Raw genomic sequence first — 21,550 nt, forward strand, 5'->3', positions numbered from 1 at the left:
CGAAATAATGTCACAGGTGCTCCGGGAGTATTTGAAAATTATGTGTCCTTCCGTTCTATCTTTTGTTTAAATTTCCCGATTTAGCCATATTTAATAAACTTTGTACTTCATCCTTTGTCAGATGGCGGTACAAACCGCGCTTCAAATTGTGCAGCAGCAGGTCGCCGAACGCCACACGTTTCAGCCGGATCACCGGGTGCTTGATCGCATCAAACATCCGTCTGACCTGCCGGTTGCGGCCTTCATGAATCGTGATGCTGATTACGGCTTCGTTCTTCTCCGTGTCGATATCTTTATATTCGACTTCGGCAGGGGCTGTCATACCGTCCTCCAGCTGAATGCCGGCTTTGAGCTTGTCCAGGTCGCTGCCATGCGGGATCCCCTCCACCGTCGCAAGATACGTTTTGGGCACATGATGCCGCGGGTGAGTCAGCAGATTGGCAAATTCGCCGTCATTGGTCAGCAGCAGCAGACCTTCGGTATCGTAGTCCAGACGGCCGACCGGATAAACCCGCTCTTTGATGCCTTTCAAATAATCGGTTACGATTTTTCGTCCCTCCGGGTCGGACGCGCTGGTAATAACCCCTTTCGGCTTGTTGAACACGATGTAAATCTTCTGCTCGTGCTTGATCGGTTTGCCGTTCACCTTGATGATATCTTGATTCGGGTCCGCCTTGGTCCCCAGCGTGGTTACGGTTTCCCCGTTAACTTCCACTTTGCCGGCCAGGATCAATTCTTCGCACTTACGGCGCGAAGCGATACCGGCCTGCGCTAACACTTTCTGTAATCTTTCCATGTTCAATAGGTCACCTCAACCCTAATGATAACCATCAACAGGATAAATCACAAGTTCGTTCCATGGAAAATCCGCTCCTGGGCAGGTGTCGGAGTGAGGATACAAATAGAGGGGGGAAATGTTGTAGCGGCGTGCCAGCTCCATAATAAGCTTGCTGGCAACGAACAGCTGCTGTTTTTCGGCAGGGCGAAACAGGGTGTATTCGCGGTTGAAATCACCCTGGAGGCAAATATGGATATGGGACGGATCGGTGACGTAAGGGGAAGAAACGACCGTGGCATCCTCCCCGATCCAAAAATCATACCCTTTTCCGTTGATGGAAGGGCATACGGAATGATGAATGATAAAGCCTTCGAATGTCATGCGGATCACCTCATTTAAACTAGCCTGAGCTTGGTACAGTATATGAGGTGTCCATGAAACCGTTCCACACGGCTGGCCGGTTATCCGAAGAACAGCAGGCAGACGGCAATAGCTGCTGCAAATCCTACCGCATCCGATAAGAGACCGACCTTAAGCGCATACCGCCCGTTGCGGATCCCGACCGCACCCAAATAAACAGTGAGCACGTACAGCGTCGTATCCGTACTCCCTTGAATCGTTGAAGCCATCCGTCCGATCATGGAATCCGGGCCGTACACCGAGATCAGATCGGTGGCGAATGCGAGGGACCCTGTTCCTGTCAGCGGCCGCAGCAGACCCAGAGGCAATATTTCGCTCGGAACGCCCAAATGCTGAAGGAAGGGACCTGTCCAGCCCACAAAAAAATCAAGGGCCCCCGAGGCCCGGAAAATGCTGATCCCTACCATCATCCCGACCAGGTTAGGAATGATTTGAATGGCCGTTTGAAATCCCTCTTTGGCTCCGTCGACGAAGGATTCGTACACCGGCACCTTCTTGGTAAAAGCATAAAGGGGAATAAACGCGATCAGTACCGGGATCGCCCAGGCCGATATCAAATTGATGAACGCCACCATACGCCCTGCTCACCCTTTCAGCTCGGATTGGGAGGAAGAAACGGGACCCCCGTGCACCGGCGGCTTCTTCGGCCTGCTGCGCACAAATTTGCGCCGGTACCAGCGGTCCATCACGATGGCGGCCAACGTGGCCACGGCGGTCGCCATCAGCGTGGTGCCGACGATATCCGTCGGATTGGCGGACTGATAGTTCATCCGGATGGCGATCAGCGTTGTCGGAATCAAGGTGATGCTGGCCGTATTGAGCGCCAGCAGTGTGCACATCGCCGGACTGGCGGCCGTCTTATCGGGATTCAGCGTCTGCAGCTCCTGCATCGCCTTGATGCCCATTGGCGTGGCTGCGTTGCCTAGACCGAGCAGATTCGCACTCATATTGGACAATATGTAACCCATGGCAGGATGGTTTTTCGGCACATCCGGAAATAAAAAGGTGACGATCGGGCTCAGCAGCCGGGCTATTTTTTTCAGCAGACCCGAATCTTCCGCAAGGCGCATCATACCGAGCCAGAAGACCAGCACGCTGATTAACCCGAAACATACTGTCACCCCGGTCTTAGCCCCGTCGAAGGCCGCAGAAGTGACCAGTTCAATCTTCCCCTGGGCTGCTGCAAAACCGAATCCAATCAGAATAAGCCCCAGCCAAATCGCATTGATCATTTCGTATCCCCTCTCCCCAGGTTGTTACGTTAACATCAGGCCCCAGGCTGAAGCAGATGCTTCAGCACTACGCTGAACCATTGTCCCCAATTGCTTTTGTGAACGGGTGCCATCGTCTGCTCGGCAGCTGTTCCGGACGCCGTTCGTTCCGGCAGCACGCTTCCTTTTCTGTAGACCGGAATTTCTCCGATCTTTTCCCCTTTCAGCGACACTTCGATTTTCCCTCTCAGCCCGAATCTCAAATCCGGTGCTCCTTCCTCCGCTTCAGGATAGAGCACCAGCTTCTTGTTGACCTGAGCTTCCTCGCCATCGGCAAAAGGGTACTGGAACGTTTGGCTGACGACCAAATCCTGACCCTGTACCGACTCCCCTTTTTCGGTCAGCTGTTTCAGCGGGTAGTATTCAAACCCGTAATCCAGCATTCTGCCGTGGTCGTTCCAGTCGTCCCCGTCGTTCAGTGTCACGGCGACCAGCTGCTGGCCGTTGCGGGTCGCCGAGCTGACCAGGCAGCGGAACGCCTTTTTGGTATAGCCGGTCTTGACTCCGTCCGCTCCTTCATAAAGGCGGAGCATTTTATTTTTGTTATCCCATTTGTAGTCCCAGGATTCATTCGGATTCGGAACCTTCTTCGTCGGCGTCTTCACGATTTCCTTAAAAACCGGATTATGCAGGGCATATGCCGTCAGCTTGGCCAAATCATTGGCCGATGAATAATGGCCTTCCTCGTCCAGTCCGTGCGGATTCATAAAATGCGAATGGGAAAGGCCCAGCATACGGGCTTTCTCGTTCATCAAATAGACAAACCCCTCCACAGAACCGCCGACGTGCTCGGCAATCGCCGTGGCCGCGTCATTGCCTGAACGCAGCATCAGCCCGTACAGCATATTTTCCAGGGTCATTTCTTCCCCCAGCTTGAGATAGATGGAAGACCCTTCTTTGCCAAAGGCGTTTTTGCTGACCTTCACTTCGCTGTCCAGCTTGCCATGCTCAATCGCTACGATGGCGGTCATGATTTTCGTCAGGCTGGCGATCCGGAGCTCATCGTCCCCGTGGCTGGAATACAGCAGCCTGCCTGAAGTGACATCGATCAAGGCTGCGGCCTGAGCGTGGGTGCCGAGAGCGGGTAAATTTTTCGCGGCCGATGCCCGGCTTGTACCGGCAAAGCCGCTGGCGATGAGTGTGATGACCGCAATCCAGCTCCATATTCGTTTATGCTTGATCCACATGTTATCTTTCCTTTCGGTTCAGAAAATCTTGTACAAGTATATGCTTGGCCTAACTCGGGTATGCCAAACGTGCAAACCATAAAAAATCCCTCCCGGCTGACGGAAGGGATTGGCACAGGCTTAAAACAATGAAGGATTGATCTCCGAAGTCGTCGTTTGGGCTGGATTGACAGCACCCGTTTGCGTATTCGTTTGGAACATCGACGTGATTTTATCCACCATAGACGGTGCGGAATCAATTAATTTCTCGAATAAATGCGTTTGATTATCGAGCGGAACGATATTCACGCCTGCTTTGCCGACAACGAGAAATGCGATCGGACGAATCGATACTCCGCCGCCGCTGCCCCCGCCAAACGGCAAGGACTTGGATTCATGTCCGGGAGCCGCGCTCACGCTTTTACTGATATCATCCGCGTTAAAATCACTTCCCCCTGCGGCAAAGCCAAAGCCCACCTTACTGATCGGAAGGATGACGCTGCCGTCAGGAGTTTCTACAGGGTCGCCGACGATTGTGTTGACATCAACCATGCCTTTGATGTTTTCCATCGCAGTCTGCATTAAGCCTTGAATCGGATGCTCTGCCATGTTGATTCCTCCTAGTGTGTTGATAATAAGCTCTGAGCCACAGATGTTAGCTTGCCCATATCCCTTTGAAGTATGTAGTCCCGCCTGTGCGGCCGGTACCGTTAAATTAAGTAAGCCTTTGTTATCGCAGAACCTGTTTGGCCAATCGGAACCAATGGATCGGACCTCCCGGTACTTTGAGAATTCGGGCCATCAACATGATGCCGGCATACAAGGCATAACCGCAGGATATGCGGGCGACGCAGGACAGCTCAGTGGCAAACTGCGGCTCATCCTTAAACACCGGAACGACAAAGAGCCTTGGATTGTTTCGCATGCGTACTTTAAAGGAGAGCCAGCCCACCAGGGTCGTTTTGAGCCCCCACACGGTTCCCGTTGCAATCGCAGTCCATGCTGCATCGCCGGTTGATAAATTGGTGGACCAATCCAGCTTCATGATGTTTACATGCTGCATGGTACGGTAAAACCATTCCTTTAAAGAAGCCGTCGACTGGAGCATAATTCTCACTTCATCTGCCCAATGGTCCAGCCGTCTTTTGTTAATATGCGCTTTTCCGACGGTTTGGCCGTTACGGAAACTGTTTTTGCTCTCAAGCCGGAGCATAAAGCCCTTTTTCATATTGGCAAACACCAGGGAAGGCATTTCATAATGCATCTTTACGATTCCATACAGCATCTTGACGTCCAATACGGCCTTGTCATCCTTATTATGCTTGCTGTACCATAATGTAATGGTAATGCTTGACATTATGACGGCAACCAGCAGAATGATCAGGAGAACAATAATGGCGACTACAATCCACACGTATAAACCCCCAAGTCTGTCCATAAATCTTCCTGTGCATAGTATGGCATTCCCCAATGGAAAAGATTCGGCCACAAGCTTTTTTTGAACGCCAAAGACCCACCCGGGGAATCCGGATGGGTCTTGTTATTTATGCAGTTTTACGGCACATCGTCAAACGTCAGCTGTTTTCCGTCCAGCTTCTCGAACAAGAGCTGGGTTTCTTCCTCCAGATTATCCGTATCTTCAAAAATGGCCGGCTCCGGGAGCGCCTGAATATTCGGCAGGCCAAAGTAATCGAGGAACGACTTGGTCGTACCGTACAAAATCGGACGTCCGATCGCCTCCGCCCGTCCCGTCTCCTCGATCAGGTCCTTGTTGACCAGCGTCTGGATCGCCCGCTCGGATTTGACGCCGCGGATCTCTTCGATTTCCACCCGGGTAATCGGCTGCCGGTAGGCCACGATGGCCAGCGTCTCGAGTGCCGCCTGCGACAGCGAGGATCGGGATGGGGAATAAGCGAGCCGCTCAAAATACGGGGCGTGATCGGGCAGCGTAGCCAGCTGATAGCTGCCGGCAATCTGGACGACCTGGATCCCCCTTTTCTCCCTGACAAAATCCTCCTTCATTTCCTCCAGGGCATCGGTCACCAGCTCGGGCCGGTGCTCGACGACCTCGGCAATCTGCTTGGCCGTCAGCCCTTCATCCCCCGCCAAAAAGAGCAGACCCTCAATAATCGATTTCAATGTCGGAAAGTCCATTCGAGAGACCTCCCCCTTTCCATTCCATCACAATGTCGTCGAACAGCTTTTCCTGATAACAAATAATTTGTTTCATCTTCATCAGCTCCAAAATGGCCAGAAACGTCACGACGATTTCATGCCGTACCATCTCATCATGCAGCAGCTTGGAAAACAATAGCTTGCCGCCGGGCCCGCTGGATTCCAGGGCATTCACCACCTCGCGGATGCGATCCTTCACCGAAATTTCGTCCCGCTGGATTTTGGCGTAGCTGGTCCGCTTCGACGCCTTGCGCAGCGCCTTCTGAAAGGCCGCGACCAAATCGGAGGCGTGCAGGCCTTTGACCGGATTGTCCGACACGCGCGGCACCCACGGCGTCAAATCCTCCGGCTCCTTGGAGTAGATCAGGCTCCGTTCAAATTCCTTTTCCTGCAAATGCTTGGCAATCCCTTTATATTTGCGGTATTCGATCAGCTTCTGCACGAGCTCCGCCCGCGGATCGATTTCTTCTTCTTCATAAAAGTCAAACTCGTCCATTTCAAATACCGGAGGCTTCGGCAGCAGGAGCTTGCTCTTGATCGACAGCAGCGTGGCCGCCATAACCAGAAACTCACTGGTGATATCCAATTCGAGCTCCTGCATGCTCTGCAAATATTCCATATATTGATCGGTAATCTCACTGACGGGGATATCCTGGATGTCGATTTCCGCTTTGTCAATCAGGTGCAACAGCAAATCAAGCGGACCTTCAAACGTCTCCAGCTTGTATAATACGGTGTTCACAGCTTATCCTCCCGTCACATAAAGTACGCCCGCCAAGCGGGGCTGTGTCGCAATGGGCCCCGTAAGGCACTTTGCGGAAATAAAAAATGCAGTACCCGTAAAAAAGGGTACTACATTAAATAAGCACTATTTTAACTGTTTCGTCAAGTTGGCCATTTCAATTGCCGCCACCGCAGCATCGTATCCTTTGTTTCCAGCCTTCGTTCCGGCTCGTTCCACCGCCTGCTCGATGTTCTCTGTCGTCAAGACGCCGAAAATGGTAGGAACGCCGGTTTTCAGGTTGATCGCCGCCACGCCTTTGGCCACCTCGTTGCACACGTAGTCGTAATGGGAGGTTGACCCCCGGATAACCGTGCCGAGCGTAATGACGGCGTCGTACTTGCCGCTTTCGGCCATCTTCTGGGCAATCAGCGGGATTTCGAAAGCGCCCGGAACCCACGCCACGTCCACTTCTTCTTCCTTGGCGCCGTGCCGCTTCAGTCCGTCGAGTGCGCCGCCCAGCAGCTTGCTGGTGATAAACTCATTGAATCTTCCAACCACGATGCCGTATTTTAATCCTTCGGATACCAAATTTCCTTCAAAAATGTGTGCCATGCTTCATCAGCCTCCTGTAATTATTCGGTAGTCGTCGTCAATGAATCGGGCTGCTCAAATTTCAGCATGTGCCCCAGCTTCATTTGCTTCGTATGCAAGTAGTTCTCGTTGTCCTTATTGGCCTGCATTTGGATCGGCACGCGCTCGACGATTTCCAGCCCGTAGCCCTCCAGGCCTTTGATTTTGCGCGGATTGTTCGTCAGCAGCCGAATTTGGCGGATGCCGAGATCTTTCAATATTTGAGCTCCGATGCCGTAATCGCGAAGATCCGCGGGGAATCCTAGCTTCAGGTTGGCATCGACCGTATCAAGGCCCTCTTCCTGGAGCTTATAGGCTCTCAGCTTGTTAAGGAGCCCGATGCCGCGGCCCTCCTGGCGCATGTACAGCAGCACGCCGCGGCCTTCTTCGTTGATCTGCCGGAGTGCGGCTTCAAACTGCGGACCGCAATCGCAGCGATGGGAATGGAACACGTCCCCTGTCAGGCATTCGGAATGGACGCGGGTGAGCACCGGCTCCCCGGATGCGATGTCCCCTTTGACGAGCGCCAAATGCTCTTTATTGTCCACCGCATTCGTATAGGCGACGACCTGGAACTCGCCGAAGTCCGTCGGCATCCGCACCGAAACCTCGCGGGTAACGAGCTTTTCCTTATTGTTGCGGTATTGGATCAAATCCTTGATGCTGATCAGCTTGAGGCCATGTTTTTTGGCGATCTGCACCAGGTCCGGGAGCCGTGCCATCGTCCCGTCCTCTTTGATAATCTCGCAGATCACCCCGGCCGGGAACGATCCGCTGAGACGGGCGAGATCTACCGCCGCTTCAGTATGACCGGCGCGCCGGAGCACGCCGCCGGTTTTGGCAATCAGCGGAAACATGTGGCCGGGGCGCCGGAAATCGGCTGCGGTCGCTTCCGGATCGGCGAGCGCTTTGGCGGTCAGGGACCGCTCATAGGCGGAGATGCCCGTTGTCGTCTCCTTGTGGTCGATGGAGACAGTAAAAGCCGTGCCGTGATGGTCCGTATTGTTCGATACCATCGGCTTCAGGCCGAGCTCAGCGGCTCTTTCCTCGGTAATCGGCATGCAGACCAGTCCGCGTCCTTCCGTGATCATGAAGTTGATGACTTCAGGCGTTGCCTGATCTGCCAAGGCGATAAAATCGCCTTCGTTCTCGCGGTCCTCGTCGTCTACGACGATGACGACCTTGCCTGCCGACAAGTCGGACACGGCATCTTCAATGCGGTCAAACACAAAATCCTCCTTCATGGGTTTCCCTCCTATTCCTGCATGGGCTTATTGGCCTTTCTGTCCTCTTGCCTGCCTCATGCAAATCCGTGTTGTGCTAGCAGCTCCATGCTGATTCCCGAAGGTTCAGGACGCCCGTTCCCTTCCCCTGTTCGGTAGTGAAGCAAATGGTCCACATATTTCCCGAGAATGTCGCATTCCAGATTCAGCGCATTTCCGGGCTTTTTGTCTGCCAGACTTGTCTCCGCAAGCGTATGCGGGATAATGGAAACGGTGAATGTTGTGGCGCTCGTCTTGACCACCGTCAAGCTGATGCCGTCCAGGGTAATAGATCCTTGCGGGATGATGTAGCGGAGCAGGGCGGTATCTTCCGGCTCCACTTCGATCAACACCGCATTCTGATCCCGGTCCATCGCCCGGATCGTCCCCGTCCCGTCGGCATGTCCCTGCACGATATGTCCGCCGAAGCGGGCACCCACCTGCATGGCGCGCTCCAAATTCACCCGGCTTCCGGCCCCCAGCGATTTCAAGTTGGAGTGGCGGTACGTTTGCGGCATGACGTCCACCGCGAACGAACGGGCTCCAATCTCGACAGCCGTGAGGCAGACGCCATTGACTGAGACGCTGTCCCCGATTTTGAGATCGCCCATAATCCGGGAGGCCTCAATATGCAGGATCATCGCTTCCCCTTTGCTGGAGACACCCCGCATGACGCCGACCTCTTCAACCAAACCGGTAAACATCGCAACCGCTCCTTTCTGTCCTGTAAAGAAGTATTTCATACGATTCATATCGTTAACCGTGTGCAGCCTTAAAAAGTTAAGTATCGTTTTTCCGGATCAGGTCATGCCGGCCAAACCGGCTTTCCGCTGATACAGACGTTATCCCCGAGCACTTCGGTCTCTACGTCTTCTAGCCGGACGGCGTCCGCCATCTTGTCGGCGCCACGCAGCGAGAAGTTGACGGGGGCCGCCGGACCTCCAACGATTTTCGGTGCGAAATAGAGCACGATCCGGTCGATCAGCCGGGCCTCCAGCAAGGCACCGTTCAGCCGGCCGCCGCCTTCCACCAGAATCGAACCGATCTCACGTTTGCCCAGCTCCTGCATCGCCAGGCGAAGATCGACCTGCGGGCCTGATCCGCAGCGGATCGTTTCTACGCCGATCTTCTTAAGGGCTTCCGCCTTATCCAGATCGGCGCGTTCCGTCGTCAAAATGACGGTCGGCGCAGCTCCATCCCGAACCACCTTCGACTCAAGCGGTATCCGCAGCAAGGAATCGACGATGATCCGCACAGGATTCAGACCGATGGCGCCCTGCAGCCGGGTGGTCAGCTGCGGATTGTCCGCGATCACCGTATTTACACCAACCATAATCCCTTGATGCCGGTGGCGGAGCGTATGAACCTGCTCCCTGGCCGCTTCGTTCGTGATCCATTTACTGTCTCCCGATTCGGCCGCGATGCGCCCGTCCAGCGTGCTTGCTGTCTTGACCGTCACATAGGGAAGCCCGGTTGTAATATACTTGATAAACTTTTCGTTCAAGCGGCGGGACCTGTCACCGAGCAGCCCAACCTCCACCTCAATCCCGCTTCGGCGGAGCAGATCGATTCCTCTGCCCGCCACCTGGGGGTTGGGATCTTCGCAGGCCACGACGACCCGCTTCACCTTCTCGCGTATAAGGCGTTCGCTGCATGGCGGCGTTTTTCCGTAATGGCTGCAGGGCTCCAGCGTTACATAGACCGTACTCCCTTCCGCACGGTCACCCGCCATATTCAGCGCATGTACTTCCGCATGAGCGGTTCCCCGCTGCAAATGCGTGCCAAGCCCAACCATAGCCCCGTCTTTAACGACAACGCAGCCGACAACCGGATTGATTCCGGTCTGACCCTGTGCCCGTTCCGCCATATCAAGCGCAAGCGCCATATAAAATTCATCGTTGATGATGCCGTCCATTCATCTCCCCCCTTGTTCGGAATCGGGACATCCCCTCAAAGCTAAGTCTCGGCTTCGAGCGCTTTGCGGATACTTCGCATGTTGGAATTTCCATGGTAAATCACTTTACCATGCACAGCTTTGGCTCCGCGCTGTTCAAACCGGTACTCTTCAGGGATCCCTAGGTCTTTGTAAAAAAGCAAAAAGCCCCGGGATGGCTTAAACCATCCTCGGGGCTGTGAGAGACAAGTCAGATACACTCCAATAAGGCTGCAGAATCCCAATAATCAGGATCAGCCAAATAAGTCATCGGTAGCGTAAAGTCATCAGTAAACAGAAGCCGTCCCTCCAGGGACAACCTTCTACTATGTGAAAACAACCACGTACACGTGACATCTTATTGGACAGCTGCACTCCGAACTGAAGTGCACGCTTTCTCTCCTTCTCCCATCCAGACTATACTGTCGGTCCCGGATTTGCACCAGGTCCACCGCACGCTCAGCGTCAAACGAAGCGTCCGGGTCACGGACTGAGACGGGCGCCAGAACTGATCGGCTGCCGCATCATCACCGCCGGTAGGGAATTTCACCCTGCCCCGAAGGATATAACCAATATTAATATGCAATTGCCAGATGGAATGGCTGCCTAGTGGAAGCCCCATCTATACTAGGAAATGTTAACACTGCCTCATCAAAAAATCAATACGCCCCTTTTCCCGGCCCAGAACAAAAAGCCGCTTGTCCCTCTTTGAAACAGGGAAAGCGGCTGATAAATCGTGCGCGACTCGCAGATTAAGCTTCGTATACTTCGACCGTCTTCATCACGTCGCGGCCTTGGAACGCGTCGACGTATTCCATGCCCTTCGTCACTTTGCCGAATACGGTATGCTGTCCGTCGAGATGCGGCTGCGGCTGGTAGCAGATGTAGAACTGGCTTCCGCCGGTGTTGCGGCCGGCATGTGCCATCGCCAGCGATCCGCGCTCGTGTTTGTTCGGGTTGATTTCACAGTTGATTGTGTAGCCAGGGCCGCCGGTACCGGTGCCGTTCGGGCATCCGCCCTGCGCAACGAATCCCGGAATGACGCGGTGGAACACCAGACCGTTGTAAAAACCGGAGTTTGCCAGTTTTTCAAAGTTCGCCACCGTGTTCGGAGCGTCTTTTTCAAACAGATCGAGCAGCACTTCGCCGCCGTTTTCAAGAGTGATTTTTGCTTGCTTGGCCATTATGTCAATGACTCCTTTCATGTCTTTCCTGAGTGTTAACAGACATCTTCTAGTTTACTATGAAATCCCGGGCGAAGCAAAATAATTCCGCATTTCTCCTCGTTCTATAAACGCGCAAAAGGACCCCTCTGCATTCCCCAATACAGAGATGATCCTTTATACTGCGCACCAATTCATTTACCAGAGGCGCTGGCGAACAGCGCCTGCCCCCTTAATGCATCTCCTTACTTAAGCACAGCCTGCTTTGCGATCCGCTCAGGAATGACATCGTGGCCGATGATATCCTGAAGGCTCTCGCGGCGAACGACCAGGTCGCTTTGACCTTGGTTCACGAATACGACCGCCGGTTTGCGGATCCGGTTATAGTTACTCGCCATCGAATAATTGTAGGCTCCTGTGCACGAAACGGCGAGCAGGTCACCGTTATTGACTTTCGGAAGCTCTGCATCCCAAATCAGCATGTCGCCGCTCTCGCAGCATTTGCCGGCTATGGACACGGTTTCTTCCGGCTTGTCGTTGGCACGGTTGGCCAGCATGGCCTCATACTTCGACTCGTACAGCGCCGGGCGCGGGTTGTCCGTCATGCCGCCATCCACGGCCACATACTTGCGCACACCCGGAATATCCTTGCTGGTGCCGACGGTGTACAAGGTTGTCCCCGCATCGCCCACGATGCTGCGGCCCGGTTCCACCCAAATTTCCGGCAGCTCGCTTCCCCACTCGGCAAAATGCGTTTTCACCGCGTCGGTAATCGCCTTCACGTACTGGCTGACTTCAAGCGGCGTGTCGCCTTCAACGTAACGGATGCCAAAGCCTCCGCCGAGGTTCACTACTTTGAACTGCACGCCCAGCTGTTCTTTGACACTCTTGGCAAATTCGGCTACACGCTGAACCGCCATCTGAAATCCGTCGACCTCGAAGATCTGCGATCCGATATGGGAATGGACGCCGAGAAGCTCCAGATGCTCCTGAGCGGCAGCTGCTTTGACTGCTTCAAACGCAGAGCCGTTACCGATGTCGAAACCGAATTTCGAGTCGGTTTGGCCGGTTGAAATATATTCATGCGTATGAGCTTCAACCCCTGGTGTGACGCGGAGCAAAATGTTGACCTTCACCTTTTTCTCAGCCGCCACCGATTCCAGCACATGCAGCTCAACAAAATTGTCTACGACGAAGCAGCCGATGCCGGCGTCGATCGCCATTTCCATCTCTTCCACCGTCTTGTTGTTGCCGTGGAAATGGATGCGCTTGGCCGGGAAGCCTGCCTGAAGCGCCGTGAACAATTCGCCGTCGGACACGACGTCTAGGGACATGTCCTCTTCCTCTGCAATCCGGCACATGGCCATGACGCAGAACGCCTTGCTGGCGTAAGCCACCTGGAATTTCAGTCCGGACGCGCGGAACGCATCGACGTATTCGCGGCACCGCGTGCGGACCAGCTCCTCGTCGACGATATAAAGCGGCGTACCATACTGCTTCTTCAGCTCGGTAACGTCACAGCCACCGATTTCCAGGTGACCGTCCGCATTGATTTTACTTGTACCATGTAGAAACATATTATGCATCCCTTCGCTTTCCTTGGAAATGTAAATATTCCATGTGAACTTTTACATCAGTATACCAGACAAGGGAAGAGAATGAATGGATTTTTTTGCACAACATTTGTGTTTTCCTACGACTGTTCGCGGTTGTCCGGGTTCTTCGCCATCCGCGTATTATCCCTCGTTTTGTTGAAAGACGGCCTTTTCTTGCTCTCAAGCACCGGGAAGCGCAGCAGCACTTCAGACAGAGCCTTTGCATTAAACGGTATAAACGGCCATAGATAAGACGAGTTGTAAGACCGGTGCAGCGTCAGCAGCAGGATCAGCAGCGTCGTCCCGACAACGAATCCCTGCACTTTGAAAATGGCCACCGCGACCAGCAGCACAAGCCTCACCATCCGGTTGGCCAATCCCAGCTCATAGCTCGGCGTGGCGAACATGCCGATGGCCGCTACGGCCATGTATAAGACGACCTCATTGACGAACAAGCCTGTTTTCACCGCGATATCCCCGACGAGGATCGCTGCGATGAGGCCCATGGCCGAAGCCAGCGGGGTCGGCGTGTGCACAGCGGCCAATCGTAGGAGATCGACGCCGAACTCGACCAGCAGAAACTGGGCGATAAGCGGAATTTTGCCCGTATCGTGCGGCCCGATGAAATTTAATTCCGGAGGCTTCAGGTGCGGATCGATCACAAGCAGCATCCAGAGCGGAAGCAGAAACATGGAGGCGAAAATGCCCAGAAACCGGACCCATCTGAGGTAGGTTCCCATAAAGGCCGTCTGCCGGTTCTCTTCGGCATGCTGGCACAGGTCGAAAAACGTAGTCGGCATGACCATCACGCTCGGCGAGGTGTCCACGAACACCACTACCCTGCCTTCCATGATATGCGAAGCGACCACGTCCGGTCTCTCCGAATATCTGACCAGCGGATACGGATGCCATCCCTTGTTGATAATCGCTTCCTCCAGCTGTTTGTCGCCTTGGGGAAGCCCGTCGATGTCGAGACTTTTGATTTTTTTCCGGATGGAGTCCACTTGAACCTTATCCACAATGTCGTCGATATAGGCAATACAGACGTCCGTCCGCGTCCGCCGCCCGACCTGCACCAGCTCGCTTTTGAATCCGGGGTCGCGGATCCGCCGCCGCACAAGGGCGATGTTGGTAAGCAGCGTTTCGGTGAACCCGTCGCGTGCACCCCGCACCACCCGTTCTATACTTGGTTCTTCGGGACTACGGACCGGATAATTCCGGGTATCTAAAATGATGCACGCCCGTTCTCCCTCGATGAATAGTGCGGACATCCCCATCAGTACTTTATTGACTGCCGCGCTGAGCTTGTCGACAATCTCGACCTGAATATGCGGGATGTAAAATTCAAAAAAGGACTTAAGCGCATCCGAAGTAAGCTGGTCGGCGGACAAATAGGTAAGCCGCTTCAGTATTTCCAGCATGATGTTGTCTTTGGCAAAGCCGTTAATGAAGAACAATCCCGTGTTCTGGCCGGCGAGGGTCATTTCGCGAAACACGATGTCAAAGGATGAACCCAGGCCCACCACTTCCTTGAGCGTGTTTTTGGTCGTTTCTAGGCTTTCCGGGATGACATCCTCATCCTGCCAATAGATGATAGATTCTTCGACGGTGTCGGACCTTTCCCGGTCGCGTTTTTCCTGCATCCGCTTATCTTCTCCGCCGTCATCCGCTGCCTTATGCTCATCTTCAGCCTGTTCTTCACCGCCTTCACTCCGGCTCGCTGTCCTCCGGGGCTCCTTCCCCTCATCCGACTGATGAGAAGCGTCTTCCTTCTTCTCTTTCGATTCGTCCCCATACTGCATGATCATCGCAATACCCGCAGGGTCCTCTACGTTGATTTCCTGATCCTTGTCATCTCTCACGAAGCGTTCCTCCTTACTTTCTGTAAACAAACCAGTCAAACAGGGAACCCGCCACTTTTCCCGTGACCATCGCCATCAAAAAACCGAACAGGTAGCGGGTCATCTGCAGCCTTTTAGCCAAAATGGGCAGCACGTTGAGCACCTCGGTGAGCGCGGCTGCCAGCATACCGACGAATATCCCGTTAAACAGCCCGATCAAGAGGCTCGCCAGCGGTCCCAAGGATAGTTTCCAGTTCCAAAAGTCGAACACGGTCCCGACCAGCGACCCCGTTACCATCGCCCCTTCGTACCAGTGAACCCGGTTATAGGATGAAGTCAGTTGAGCCAGCCTTGGAATCATGTCGAGGACGATGAACAGCGCGATAACGCCGCCGCCAACCGCAATTCCCCCGGCAATCCCGAGCAGTATTTGGATGAACCAGCCGACCAGAATCAAGACGAATCCCCCTGACGGCTCGCGGTTTTCATCCGTTTATATTCCTCGGCAACGACGTACTGGTCGATATTTTCCTGGTACAGAAACATTTCCACTTCCAGCGGGGTCGGCTCCTCGTTCCATTTCTTTTTGAATAAATGGTTGAAGAAAACGACCATGCCAAACCCGATGCCGAAGGAATAAGCCGTCTGGAACAAGTAGGGATGCTCGTCCCGGCGGCCGGTCACCATTTCCACCGTACGGATTTGCACCTCCTGCATGTTCACGTCCGCATGGAAATTCATGATCGTCAGCGCTGACCCGAAGAAAAGGAGGAGCCAGACGAGGAGGAATAGGATCAGTGACGGTTTCTTCTCCTTTTTTACCACTTCCACCAGGGAGTGCTTGTTCCCCATCGACTCAATGCGGACGCCCGGAATGAGCTCCTGGATCTTCGGTATGATGTGCATCATGTCAATTAACAACAAATTTCCATCCCACTTATGGGGATGAACCAGCTCCAGGCTGCGGAGCGAAGATTCCCACTCGGGGTCGCATAAAATCCGGGCGATGTGGCCGAGGGTCACGACCCTTCCATGGGAAATCGGTACGCGGCTGCGCAGCTGCAGGTAGACCGTAGGCAATCCGTGATCAGACATCCAATCACTCCTTTTGCTGCTGAATTACCGTTAGTATAGGAAAAAGGTCTACTTTCTAGTCCGATTTGCATCGCTGCCCAAAAAAAGGAACCGCCTTCCTTTACGGAAGACGGTTCCTTGTTCACTGGGCAATCTGATCGCGGATCAGCTGCAGTATTTTTTTCTCGAGGCGCGAAACCTGTACCTGGGATATCCCGAGCCGGGTGGCTACCTCCGATTGGGTCTGGTCGCGGTAGTACCTTAAATAGACGATCAGCTTTTCCCGCTCCGACAGGCCGTCGATTGCTTCGTTCAGCGCCAGTTTATCAAACCAGCGTTCCTGGGATTCGTCGGCGATCTGGTCCATTAGCGTAATGGGATCCCCGTCATTTTCGAACACGGTCTCGTGGATCGAGGTAGGCGGCTTGTTGGCCTCTTGGGCGAACACAACTTCCTCCGGCGTTACCCCAAGCTCCTCGGCCACTTCCTTGACGGTCGGCAGCCGGTCCAGGTGCTTCGACAGCTCGTCCCTTTTCTTGCGTACCTTGTTGGCCATTTCCTTCAGCGACCGGCTGACCTTCAGCGTTCCGTCATCGCGGAGAAAGCGCTGGATCTCGCCGATAATCATCGGAACAGCATAGGTGGAAAACTTGACGTCATAGCTTAAATCGAATTTGTCGACCGATTTCAGCAGGCCGATGCATCCGATCTGGAACAGATCCTCGGGTTCGTACCCCCGGTTCATAAACCTTTGCACAACAGACCAGACGAGGCGGATGTTGCAGTTTACCAGCGTATCGCGGGCTAAGCTGTCCCCGGTCTGGCTGAGTGCGATCAGACGTTTGACTTCGGCATCATCCAAATAAGTCTGCGAACCTTTCTTCACATCAGCATCCATGCGCCCAACCCCTAATTATACAAAGCTTTCTTAGATTCGATCCTCTTCTTCATCTTGATTGATGTTCCGGAACCGGGCTCGCTGGATACCTCGAATTCATCCATAAAGTTCTCCATGATCGTAAAGCCCATGCCCGACCGTTCCAGCTCCGGTTTCGACGTATACAGGGGCTGCTTGGCAAGCTCCAGGTCTTCGATCCCTCTTCCCCGATCCTCCACGGTCAGCGTGACGGTATCTCCCACAATTTCCGCAGTGATCGTAACGATCCCCTCGGGATCGCTGTCGTACCCGTGAATGATGCTGTTGGTCACCGCTTCGGAAACGACCGTCTTCAGGTCGCTCAGCTCATCCATGGTCGGGTCCAGCTGTGAGATGAAGGCGGCCACCGTCACACGAGCGAACGATTCGTTTTCCGACTTGGCTGCGAATTGGAGCGTCATGAAATTGCGTTCCATGGCCTTTTCTTTACTCATGACACGACCTCCAGACCCGAGAGCGCATGACCCTCGTTATCGTAAATGGGCATAATTTTGAACAAGCCGGACATATCGAGCAGCCGGTAGACGGTAGGATTGACGTCGCACACCGCCATTTTGCCGCCCTTGGCCTTGATCAGCTTATACCTTCCGAGGATCACACCCAGGCCTGAGCTGTCCATGAACTGTAAATTTTTCAGGCTGAGCACCAGATGGTCTGTCAGTCCGCGCTGGATCGTCTCATCCATTTTCATGCGGACATGGTCAGCCGTATGGTGATCGAGCTCTCCTGATAAGCGCACAATCAAGATGTTGCGGTGATGCTCCATTTCCACTTGCAGATTCACGTTTGCTCACTCTCCTCCCTGTCATGAACAACGATTTCTACGGAGTAAAACCGGATTCCTGCATCACGACAAAACTAGAAGAAAACCGCTATCAATCTACAAGAAACAATTTTGATGTCGTCCGTTTAAACAGCTTCCACCATCCGGCCTTGCCCACCGTCTCCGGCGACTTCAGCTCGAATTCCTTCAGCACCTTGCCGCCTTCATAGACGACCAGTTTACCGAGAACCTGTCCCTGCTGGACCGGAGCCTTGATCTCCTTCGGAACGACCATTTCGTGGCGGATGTCCGCTGCCTTGGCGTTTTTCTTTGTCAGAACGCTGTAGGTTTGTCCGGCCTTCAAGGTCAGTGCCTTCGAATTGCCCTTGTTCACCTTCACCGTACCCATCACGTCACCCGGATTGAAAATGGTATGCGTGCTGTACTGGGCAAACATATAGTCGAACATTTTGGACACTTCTTCGTTCCGTGTCTTGGTGTTAGGCTCGCCCAGCACCACGGCGATCGCTCTCAGGTTGCCGTTCTTGGCCGTAGCCGAGAGGCAGAACTTCGCCTCGGAGGTATACCCCGTTTTGAGGCCGTCGGCCCCAGTATAGAAGCGGACCAGCTTGTTCGTATTCACGAGCCAGAAGGGCTTTTCGGAATCTTTCCGTAAATAATCCTGATAGGAACCGGTGTATTTCGTAATTTCCGAATGCTTCAACAGTTCACGGCTGATCACCGCGATATCATGCGCCGAAGAGTAATGGTTCTCGGCAGGAAGCCCGTTACAGTTCACGAAATGGGTATCCTTCAGCCCCAGCTCCTGTGCCTTGTCGTTCATCATTTGGACAAAGGCCTGCTCCGTGCCGGCGATTTTTTCGGCCATCGCCACCGAGGCATCGTTGCCGGATGCCATTGCGATGCCCTTGAGCATTTCGTTGACCGTCATCTCTTCACCCGGCTCAAGGAATATTTGCGAACCGCCCATCGACGCCGCATATTCGCTCGTCCGGACCATATCGGTCATTTTCAGCTTGCCCTCGTCGATGGCTTCCATGGTCAGCAGCATGGTCATAATTTTCGTAATGCTTGCCGGCGGAAGTTTATCATGGCTGTTCTTCTCATAAATGACCGTTCCCGTATCCGCATCCATAAGGATGGCTGACCTAGCATTCGCCGCCAGCTCCACGCCCGGAGCCTGACCGCCTTTTGGCGCTTCTTCGGCATACCCCAGATAAGGCAGCGCGACCGTGGACAGCCCGAAGGACAGCGCGAGCGCCAGTATCGTTTTTTTCAAAATAAGTCCCCTCCTGACCTATTGTATAGATTGAACTAAAGCTTTTTCATTGAACTTCCTGTTATTAAGGCCTGATATGGCCTATAACTTTCATTTCTTTAGTTCATTTCTATATGGTTCAATTGAAATGGTTACTGTCTTTCAGTTTCGTCAGGATCACAGGAAAATATTCCATGCCAGGGGCGGCTTACGCCGAATTATTTTTGAAAAATGCAAAAGCCCCCGCAGGATCACTCCTGCGGGGGCTGCTTTGAATAAACGTGCCGTGCATATTACATATGAGGGATGACCGCAAGCACCAGGCCGAGGAACTTCTCGCGGACTCTCTCGGTTGTTTCCATGACCTCTTCATGGGACAATGGCTGGTCCAGAATGCCTGCCGCCATGTTGCTGATGCAGGAAATGCCGAGCACTTCCAGGCCGGCGTGCCGGGCCACGATCGTCTCCGATACCGTCGACATGCCGACAGCGTCTGCACCGAGCGTACGCAGCATACGGATTTCGGCCGGCGTTTCGTACGTCGGTCCAAGCAGACCGGCATATACGCCTTCGCGAATCGGAATGTTCTTCGACGCGGCCGTGTCCTTCAAGAGCTGGCGCAGCCGCCGGCTGTACGCCTCGGACATATCGGGGAAGCGGACGCCAAGCGCCGGGTCGTTCGCGCCGATGAGCGGATTCCGGCCGGTCAGGTTCAGATGGTCGGTCAGGACCATCAGGTCTCCCTGCTCGAAAGCCGTGTTGATTCCGCCGGCCGCATTGGTCACCAGCAGGCTCTTCACGCCGAGCTCTTTCATGACCCTTACCGGGAAAGCCGTCACTTCCGGGCCGTAACCCTCATACATGTGGAAGCGTCCCTTCATTAAAACGACGCTTCGTCCTTCAATCGTACCGAGCAGAAGCTCTCCCGCATGGCCTTCCACCGTCGACACCGGAAAATGAGGGATATCCTCGTAGGCAATGGATATGCCGTCCTGGATCAGGTCAGCCAGTATTCCGAGACCGGAACCGAGTATGAGGCCCACTTCCGGTTGAACGCCTCCCTTGCTCTGGATAAAGGCGGCTGCCTCTTGAATTTGCTTCAGCTGTGTCGTTGACATGCGTATAATCTCTCCTAATCGGTATTGGAATGATCCCGTCCACGGGGATGGTGCTCTTCATAAACGTCCTTCATCGTTCTTTTCGTACTTGTGGTGTACATCTGAGTCGTCGCCATATCGGCATGCCCCAGCATCTCCTGTACGGAGCGCAGATCGGCTCCGTTCTCCAGCAGGTGCGCGGCAAATGAATGCCTGAGCGTGTGCGGCGTAATCTCGCCTTCAATCTCCGCATCGGCGGCGTATTTTTTCAACACCTTCCAGAATCCTTGGCGCGTCAGGCGGCTGCCGGTCAGGTTCAGAAACAGGGCTCTGTCGTCCGAGGAGGTTTCCCGTACGAGCGGATCCCGCATTCCGGTTATATACTCCTTGACCGCCCCGGCCGAAATCCCATTGATCGGAAGCACCCGTTCCTTGCCTGCGCTGCTTGTGCAGCGGAGGAAATGCATGTCCAAATTGACATCGTCCACATTCAGGGAGATGAGCTCCGATACTTTCAAACCGGTACCGTAGAGCAGTTCCAGCATGGCTTTGTCCCGAAGCCCCTGCGGTGCGGAAACATCGGGGGCTTCCAGCAGCCGGTTCACTTCCCCGATGGACAAAACTCTTGGAGGTTTCTTCTCCAGCCGGGGAGCGTCGAGTCCAAGACTCGGATCCTGCCGGATGACGGATTCCCGGATCAAATAATGAATAAAAGACCGTACGGAAACCAGCTTGCGGGCGAGCGTCGCCGGGGCCATGCGCTCCTGCTTCTTCAGGTTCAAATACATTTGGATATGCGTCCGTTTGACCTGATCCGCCGAGTTCAGCCCCCGCTCCTCTACAAATTCCACAAACTGACGGACATCACGGGTGTACGATTCAAGTGTGTTACTGGACAGCCCTTTCTCCTCACGGATGTACCGAATGAAGGGCTGTACATACTGCATCATGTTGTGAAACAGCTCCTTCGGGTTCATTTTGGATTGACGTATCTTCGTCCTGTTCTACTTCGACAGCAGGGCGGACGTCCCCTGCCGGAGGCATTATTCACCGTACCAAAAATAAAAACGGAGCCTGTCCCCCATCCGCTCACCATCCTGCTTCCCGTCACCGGACTGGAACGCCTTGACGGCATGCCCCTCCGGAATGCGGTAATGGTCCACCGGTGTGATCCATGCGGTGAACAGGGTCAGCACATGGTAAAACATATAGGCCAAAGAAACGAACACGATCAGAAACTTTAGCACGGACAGCCATTTTCGCAGCGGAATGATCATCCCGGAAGCACCTCACATTCTTGAAGGAGACGCCTCTCCTTCCCGTTCATCCTTGCTATATCCAGCATATGAACGTTTGTCCTTATGTATGCCCCAGGACGCCCCGACCAAAAAAGCCCCCTTCCGGCAGCATGCCGGGCAGAGAGCTTTGATCGTCAAGATCAT

General features: G+C 54.0%; 25 protein-coding genes and 1 riboswitch. All 25 genes read right to left on the bottom strand.

The window, feature by feature from the left end; translation table 11 throughout:
* Window positions 1-55: 55 nt before the first annotated feature.
* The 25 genes from KI379_RS18085 to KI379_RS18205 all read right to left on the bottom strand — a co-directional run bounded on the left by KI379_RS18085 (window position 56) and on the right by KI379_RS18205 (window position 21,385).
* Window positions 56-796, bottom strand: a complete 741-nt coding sequence (locus tag KI379_RS18085) for a pseudouridine synthase (protein WP_076170063.1) — start codon at window positions 794-796, stop codon at window positions 56-58.
* A 21-nt stretch (window positions 797-817) separates the two neighbouring features.
* Entirely contained in the window at window positions 818-1,159 is a 342-nt protein-coding gene (locus KI379_RS18090; protein ID WP_212984363.1) for a peptidoglycan recognition protein family protein, read from the bottom strand.
* 80 nt (window positions 1,160-1,239) lie between these two features.
* Entirely contained in the window at window positions 1,240-1,773 is a 534-nt protein-coding gene (locus KI379_RS18095) for a spore maturation protein (RefSeq protein ID WP_076170061.1), read from the bottom strand.
* A gap of 9 nt (window positions 1,774-1,782) precedes the next feature.
* The gene (locus KI379_RS18100) at window positions 1,783-2,430 is read right to left on the bottom strand and encodes a nucleoside recognition domain-containing protein (RefSeq protein ID WP_212984364.1); all 648 of its coding nucleotides are present in this window, start codon (window positions 2,428-2,430) and stop codon (window positions 1,783-1,785) included.
* Window positions 2,431-2,465: 35 nt separating this feature from the next.
* The gene (locus KI379_RS18105; RefSeq protein WP_212984365.1) at window positions 2,466-3,656 is read right to left on the bottom strand and encodes a D-alanyl-D-alanine carboxypeptidase family protein; all 1,191 of its coding nucleotides are present in this window, start codon (window positions 3,654-3,656) and stop codon (window positions 2,466-2,468) included.
* A gap of 120 nt (window positions 3,657-3,776) precedes the next feature.
* Entirely contained in the window at window positions 3,777-4,244 is a 468-nt protein-coding gene (gene ytfJ, locus KI379_RS18110) for a GerW family sporulation protein (protein ID WP_076170059.1), read from the bottom strand.
* A 121-nt stretch (window positions 4,245-4,365) separates the two neighbouring features.
* A complete protein-coding gene (locus KI379_RS18115) occupies window positions 4,366-5,049 on the bottom strand; it encodes a DUF2953 domain-containing protein (RefSeq protein WP_181908919.1) in 684 nt (227 codons plus the stop codon).
* A 140-nt stretch (window positions 5,050-5,189) separates the two neighbouring features.
* Window positions 5,190-5,789 carry an SMC-Scp complex subunit ScpB gene (gene scpB / locus KI379_RS18120; RefSeq protein WP_076170183.1) on the bottom strand — a complete coding sequence of 200 codons (600 nt, stop codon included), beginning with the start codon at window positions 5,787-5,789 and terminating at the stop codon, window positions 5,190-5,192.
* Entirely contained in the window at window positions 5,758-6,552 is a 795-nt protein-coding gene (locus KI379_RS18125) for a segregation and condensation protein A (RefSeq protein WP_076170057.1), read from the bottom strand. Before KI379_RS18125 ends, scpB begins: the two co-directional genes overlap by 32 nt.
* Before the next feature lie 126 nt (window positions 6,553-6,678).
* Window positions 6,679-7,146 (bottom strand): 6,7-dimethyl-8-ribityllumazine synthase, encoded by a 468-nt coding sequence (gene ribH, locus KI379_RS18130; protein ID WP_076170056.1) that lies wholly within the window; start codon window positions 7,144-7,146, stop codon window positions 6,679-6,681.
* 20 nt (window positions 7,147-7,166) lie between these two features.
* Window positions 7,167-8,408, bottom strand: a complete 1,242-nt coding sequence (locus KI379_RS18135) for a bifunctional 3,4-dihydroxy-2-butanone-4-phosphate synthase/GTP cyclohydrolase II (protein WP_076170055.1) — start codon at window positions 8,406-8,408, stop codon at window positions 7,167-7,169.
* A 56-nt stretch (window positions 8,409-8,464) separates the two neighbouring features.
* On the bottom strand, window positions 8,465-9,130 hold the full coding sequence (locus KI379_RS18140) for a riboflavin synthase (protein WP_212984366.1): 666 nt from the start codon (window positions 9,128-9,130) through the stop codon (window positions 8,465-8,467).
* Window positions 9,131-9,231: 101 nt separating this feature from the next.
* Complete coding sequence (ribD, locus tag KI379_RS18145; RefSeq protein WP_212984367.1) at window positions 9,232-10,341, bottom strand: bifunctional diaminohydroxyphosphoribosylaminopyrimidine deaminase/5-amino-6-(5-phosphoribosylamino)uracil reductase RibD; 1,110 nt, start codon at window positions 10,339-10,341, stop codon at window positions 9,232-9,234.
* A gap of 414 nt (window positions 10,342-10,755) precedes the next feature.
* A riboswitch (FMN riboswitch) is annotated at window positions 10,756-10,927 on the bottom strand.
* Between the two features lie 184 nt (window positions 10,928-11,111).
* Window positions 11,112-11,543: a peptidylprolyl isomerase gene (locus KI379_RS18150; protein ID WP_076170052.1), complete on the bottom strand. Its 432-nt coding sequence runs from the start codon at window positions 11,541-11,543 to the stop codon at window positions 11,112-11,114.
* 224 nt (window positions 11,544-11,767) lie between these two features.
* Entirely contained in the window at window positions 11,768-13,099 is a 1,332-nt protein-coding gene (gene lysA, locus KI379_RS18155) for a diaminopimelate decarboxylase (protein WP_076170182.1), read from the bottom strand.
* A 116-nt stretch (window positions 13,100-13,215) separates the two neighbouring features.
* Window positions 13,216-14,919: a spore germination protein gene (locus KI379_RS18160; RefSeq protein WP_212984784.1), complete on the bottom strand. Its 1,704-nt coding sequence runs from the start codon at window positions 14,917-14,919 to the stop codon at window positions 13,216-13,218.
* A 73-nt stretch (window positions 14,920-14,992) separates the two neighbouring features.
* A complete protein-coding gene (locus KI379_RS18165) occupies window positions 14,993-15,415 on the bottom strand; it encodes a stage V sporulation protein AB (protein WP_076170051.1) in 423 nt (140 codons plus the stop codon).
* Entirely contained in the window at window positions 15,412-16,053 is a 642-nt protein-coding gene (locus KI379_RS18170; protein WP_076170050.1) for a stage V sporulation protein AA, read from the bottom strand. Before KI379_RS18170 ends, KI379_RS18165 begins: the two co-directional genes overlap by 4 nt.
* Before the next feature lie 121 nt (window positions 16,054-16,174).
* Entirely contained in the window at window positions 16,175-16,930 is a 756-nt protein-coding gene (sigF, locus tag KI379_RS18175; RefSeq protein ID WP_089548075.1) for an RNA polymerase sporulation sigma factor SigF, read from the bottom strand.
* A gap of 11 nt (window positions 16,931-16,941) precedes the next feature.
* Window positions 16,942-17,403, bottom strand: coding sequence for an anti-sigma F factor (gene spoIIAB, locus KI379_RS18180; RefSeq protein WP_076170048.1), 462 nt, complete (start codon window positions 17,401-17,403; stop codon window positions 16,942-16,944).
* Complete coding sequence (gene spoIIAA / locus KI379_RS18185) at window positions 17,400-17,753, bottom strand: anti-sigma F factor antagonist (RefSeq protein ID WP_076170047.1); 354 nt, start codon at window positions 17,751-17,753, stop codon at window positions 17,400-17,402. Before spoIIAA ends, spoIIAB begins: the two co-directional genes overlap by 4 nt.
* Before the next feature lie 91 nt (window positions 17,754-17,844).
* Window positions 17,845-19,032, bottom strand: a complete 1,188-nt coding sequence (locus KI379_RS18190) for a D-alanyl-D-alanine carboxypeptidase family protein (RefSeq protein ID WP_212984368.1) — start codon at window positions 19,030-19,032, stop codon at window positions 17,845-17,847.
* A gap of 272 nt (window positions 19,033-19,304) precedes the next feature.
* Window positions 19,305-20,129: a purine-nucleoside phosphorylase gene (locus KI379_RS18195; protein WP_212984369.1), complete on the bottom strand. Its 825-nt coding sequence runs from the start codon at window positions 20,127-20,129 to the stop codon at window positions 19,305-19,307.
* 14 nt (window positions 20,130-20,143) lie between these two features.
* Window positions 20,144-21,058 (bottom strand): site-specific tyrosine recombinase XerD, encoded by a 915-nt coding sequence (gene xerD / locus KI379_RS18200; protein ID WP_212967835.1) that lies wholly within the window; start codon window positions 21,056-21,058, stop codon window positions 20,144-20,146.
* A gap of 93 nt (window positions 21,059-21,151) precedes the next feature.
* Window positions 21,152-21,385 carry a DUF4227 family protein gene (locus tag KI379_RS18205; RefSeq protein ID WP_089548078.1) on the bottom strand — a complete coding sequence of 78 codons (234 nt, stop codon included), beginning with the start codon at window positions 21,383-21,385 and terminating at the stop codon, window positions 21,152-21,154.
* Window positions 21,386-21,550: the final 165 nt, after the last annotated feature.

Origin of the sequence: Paenibacillus cineris, from assembly GCF_018333335.1 — a bacterium.
Lineage (GTDB): Bacteria > Bacillota > Bacilli > Paenibacillales > Paenibacillaceae > Paenibacillus_AQ > Paenibacillus_AQ favisporus.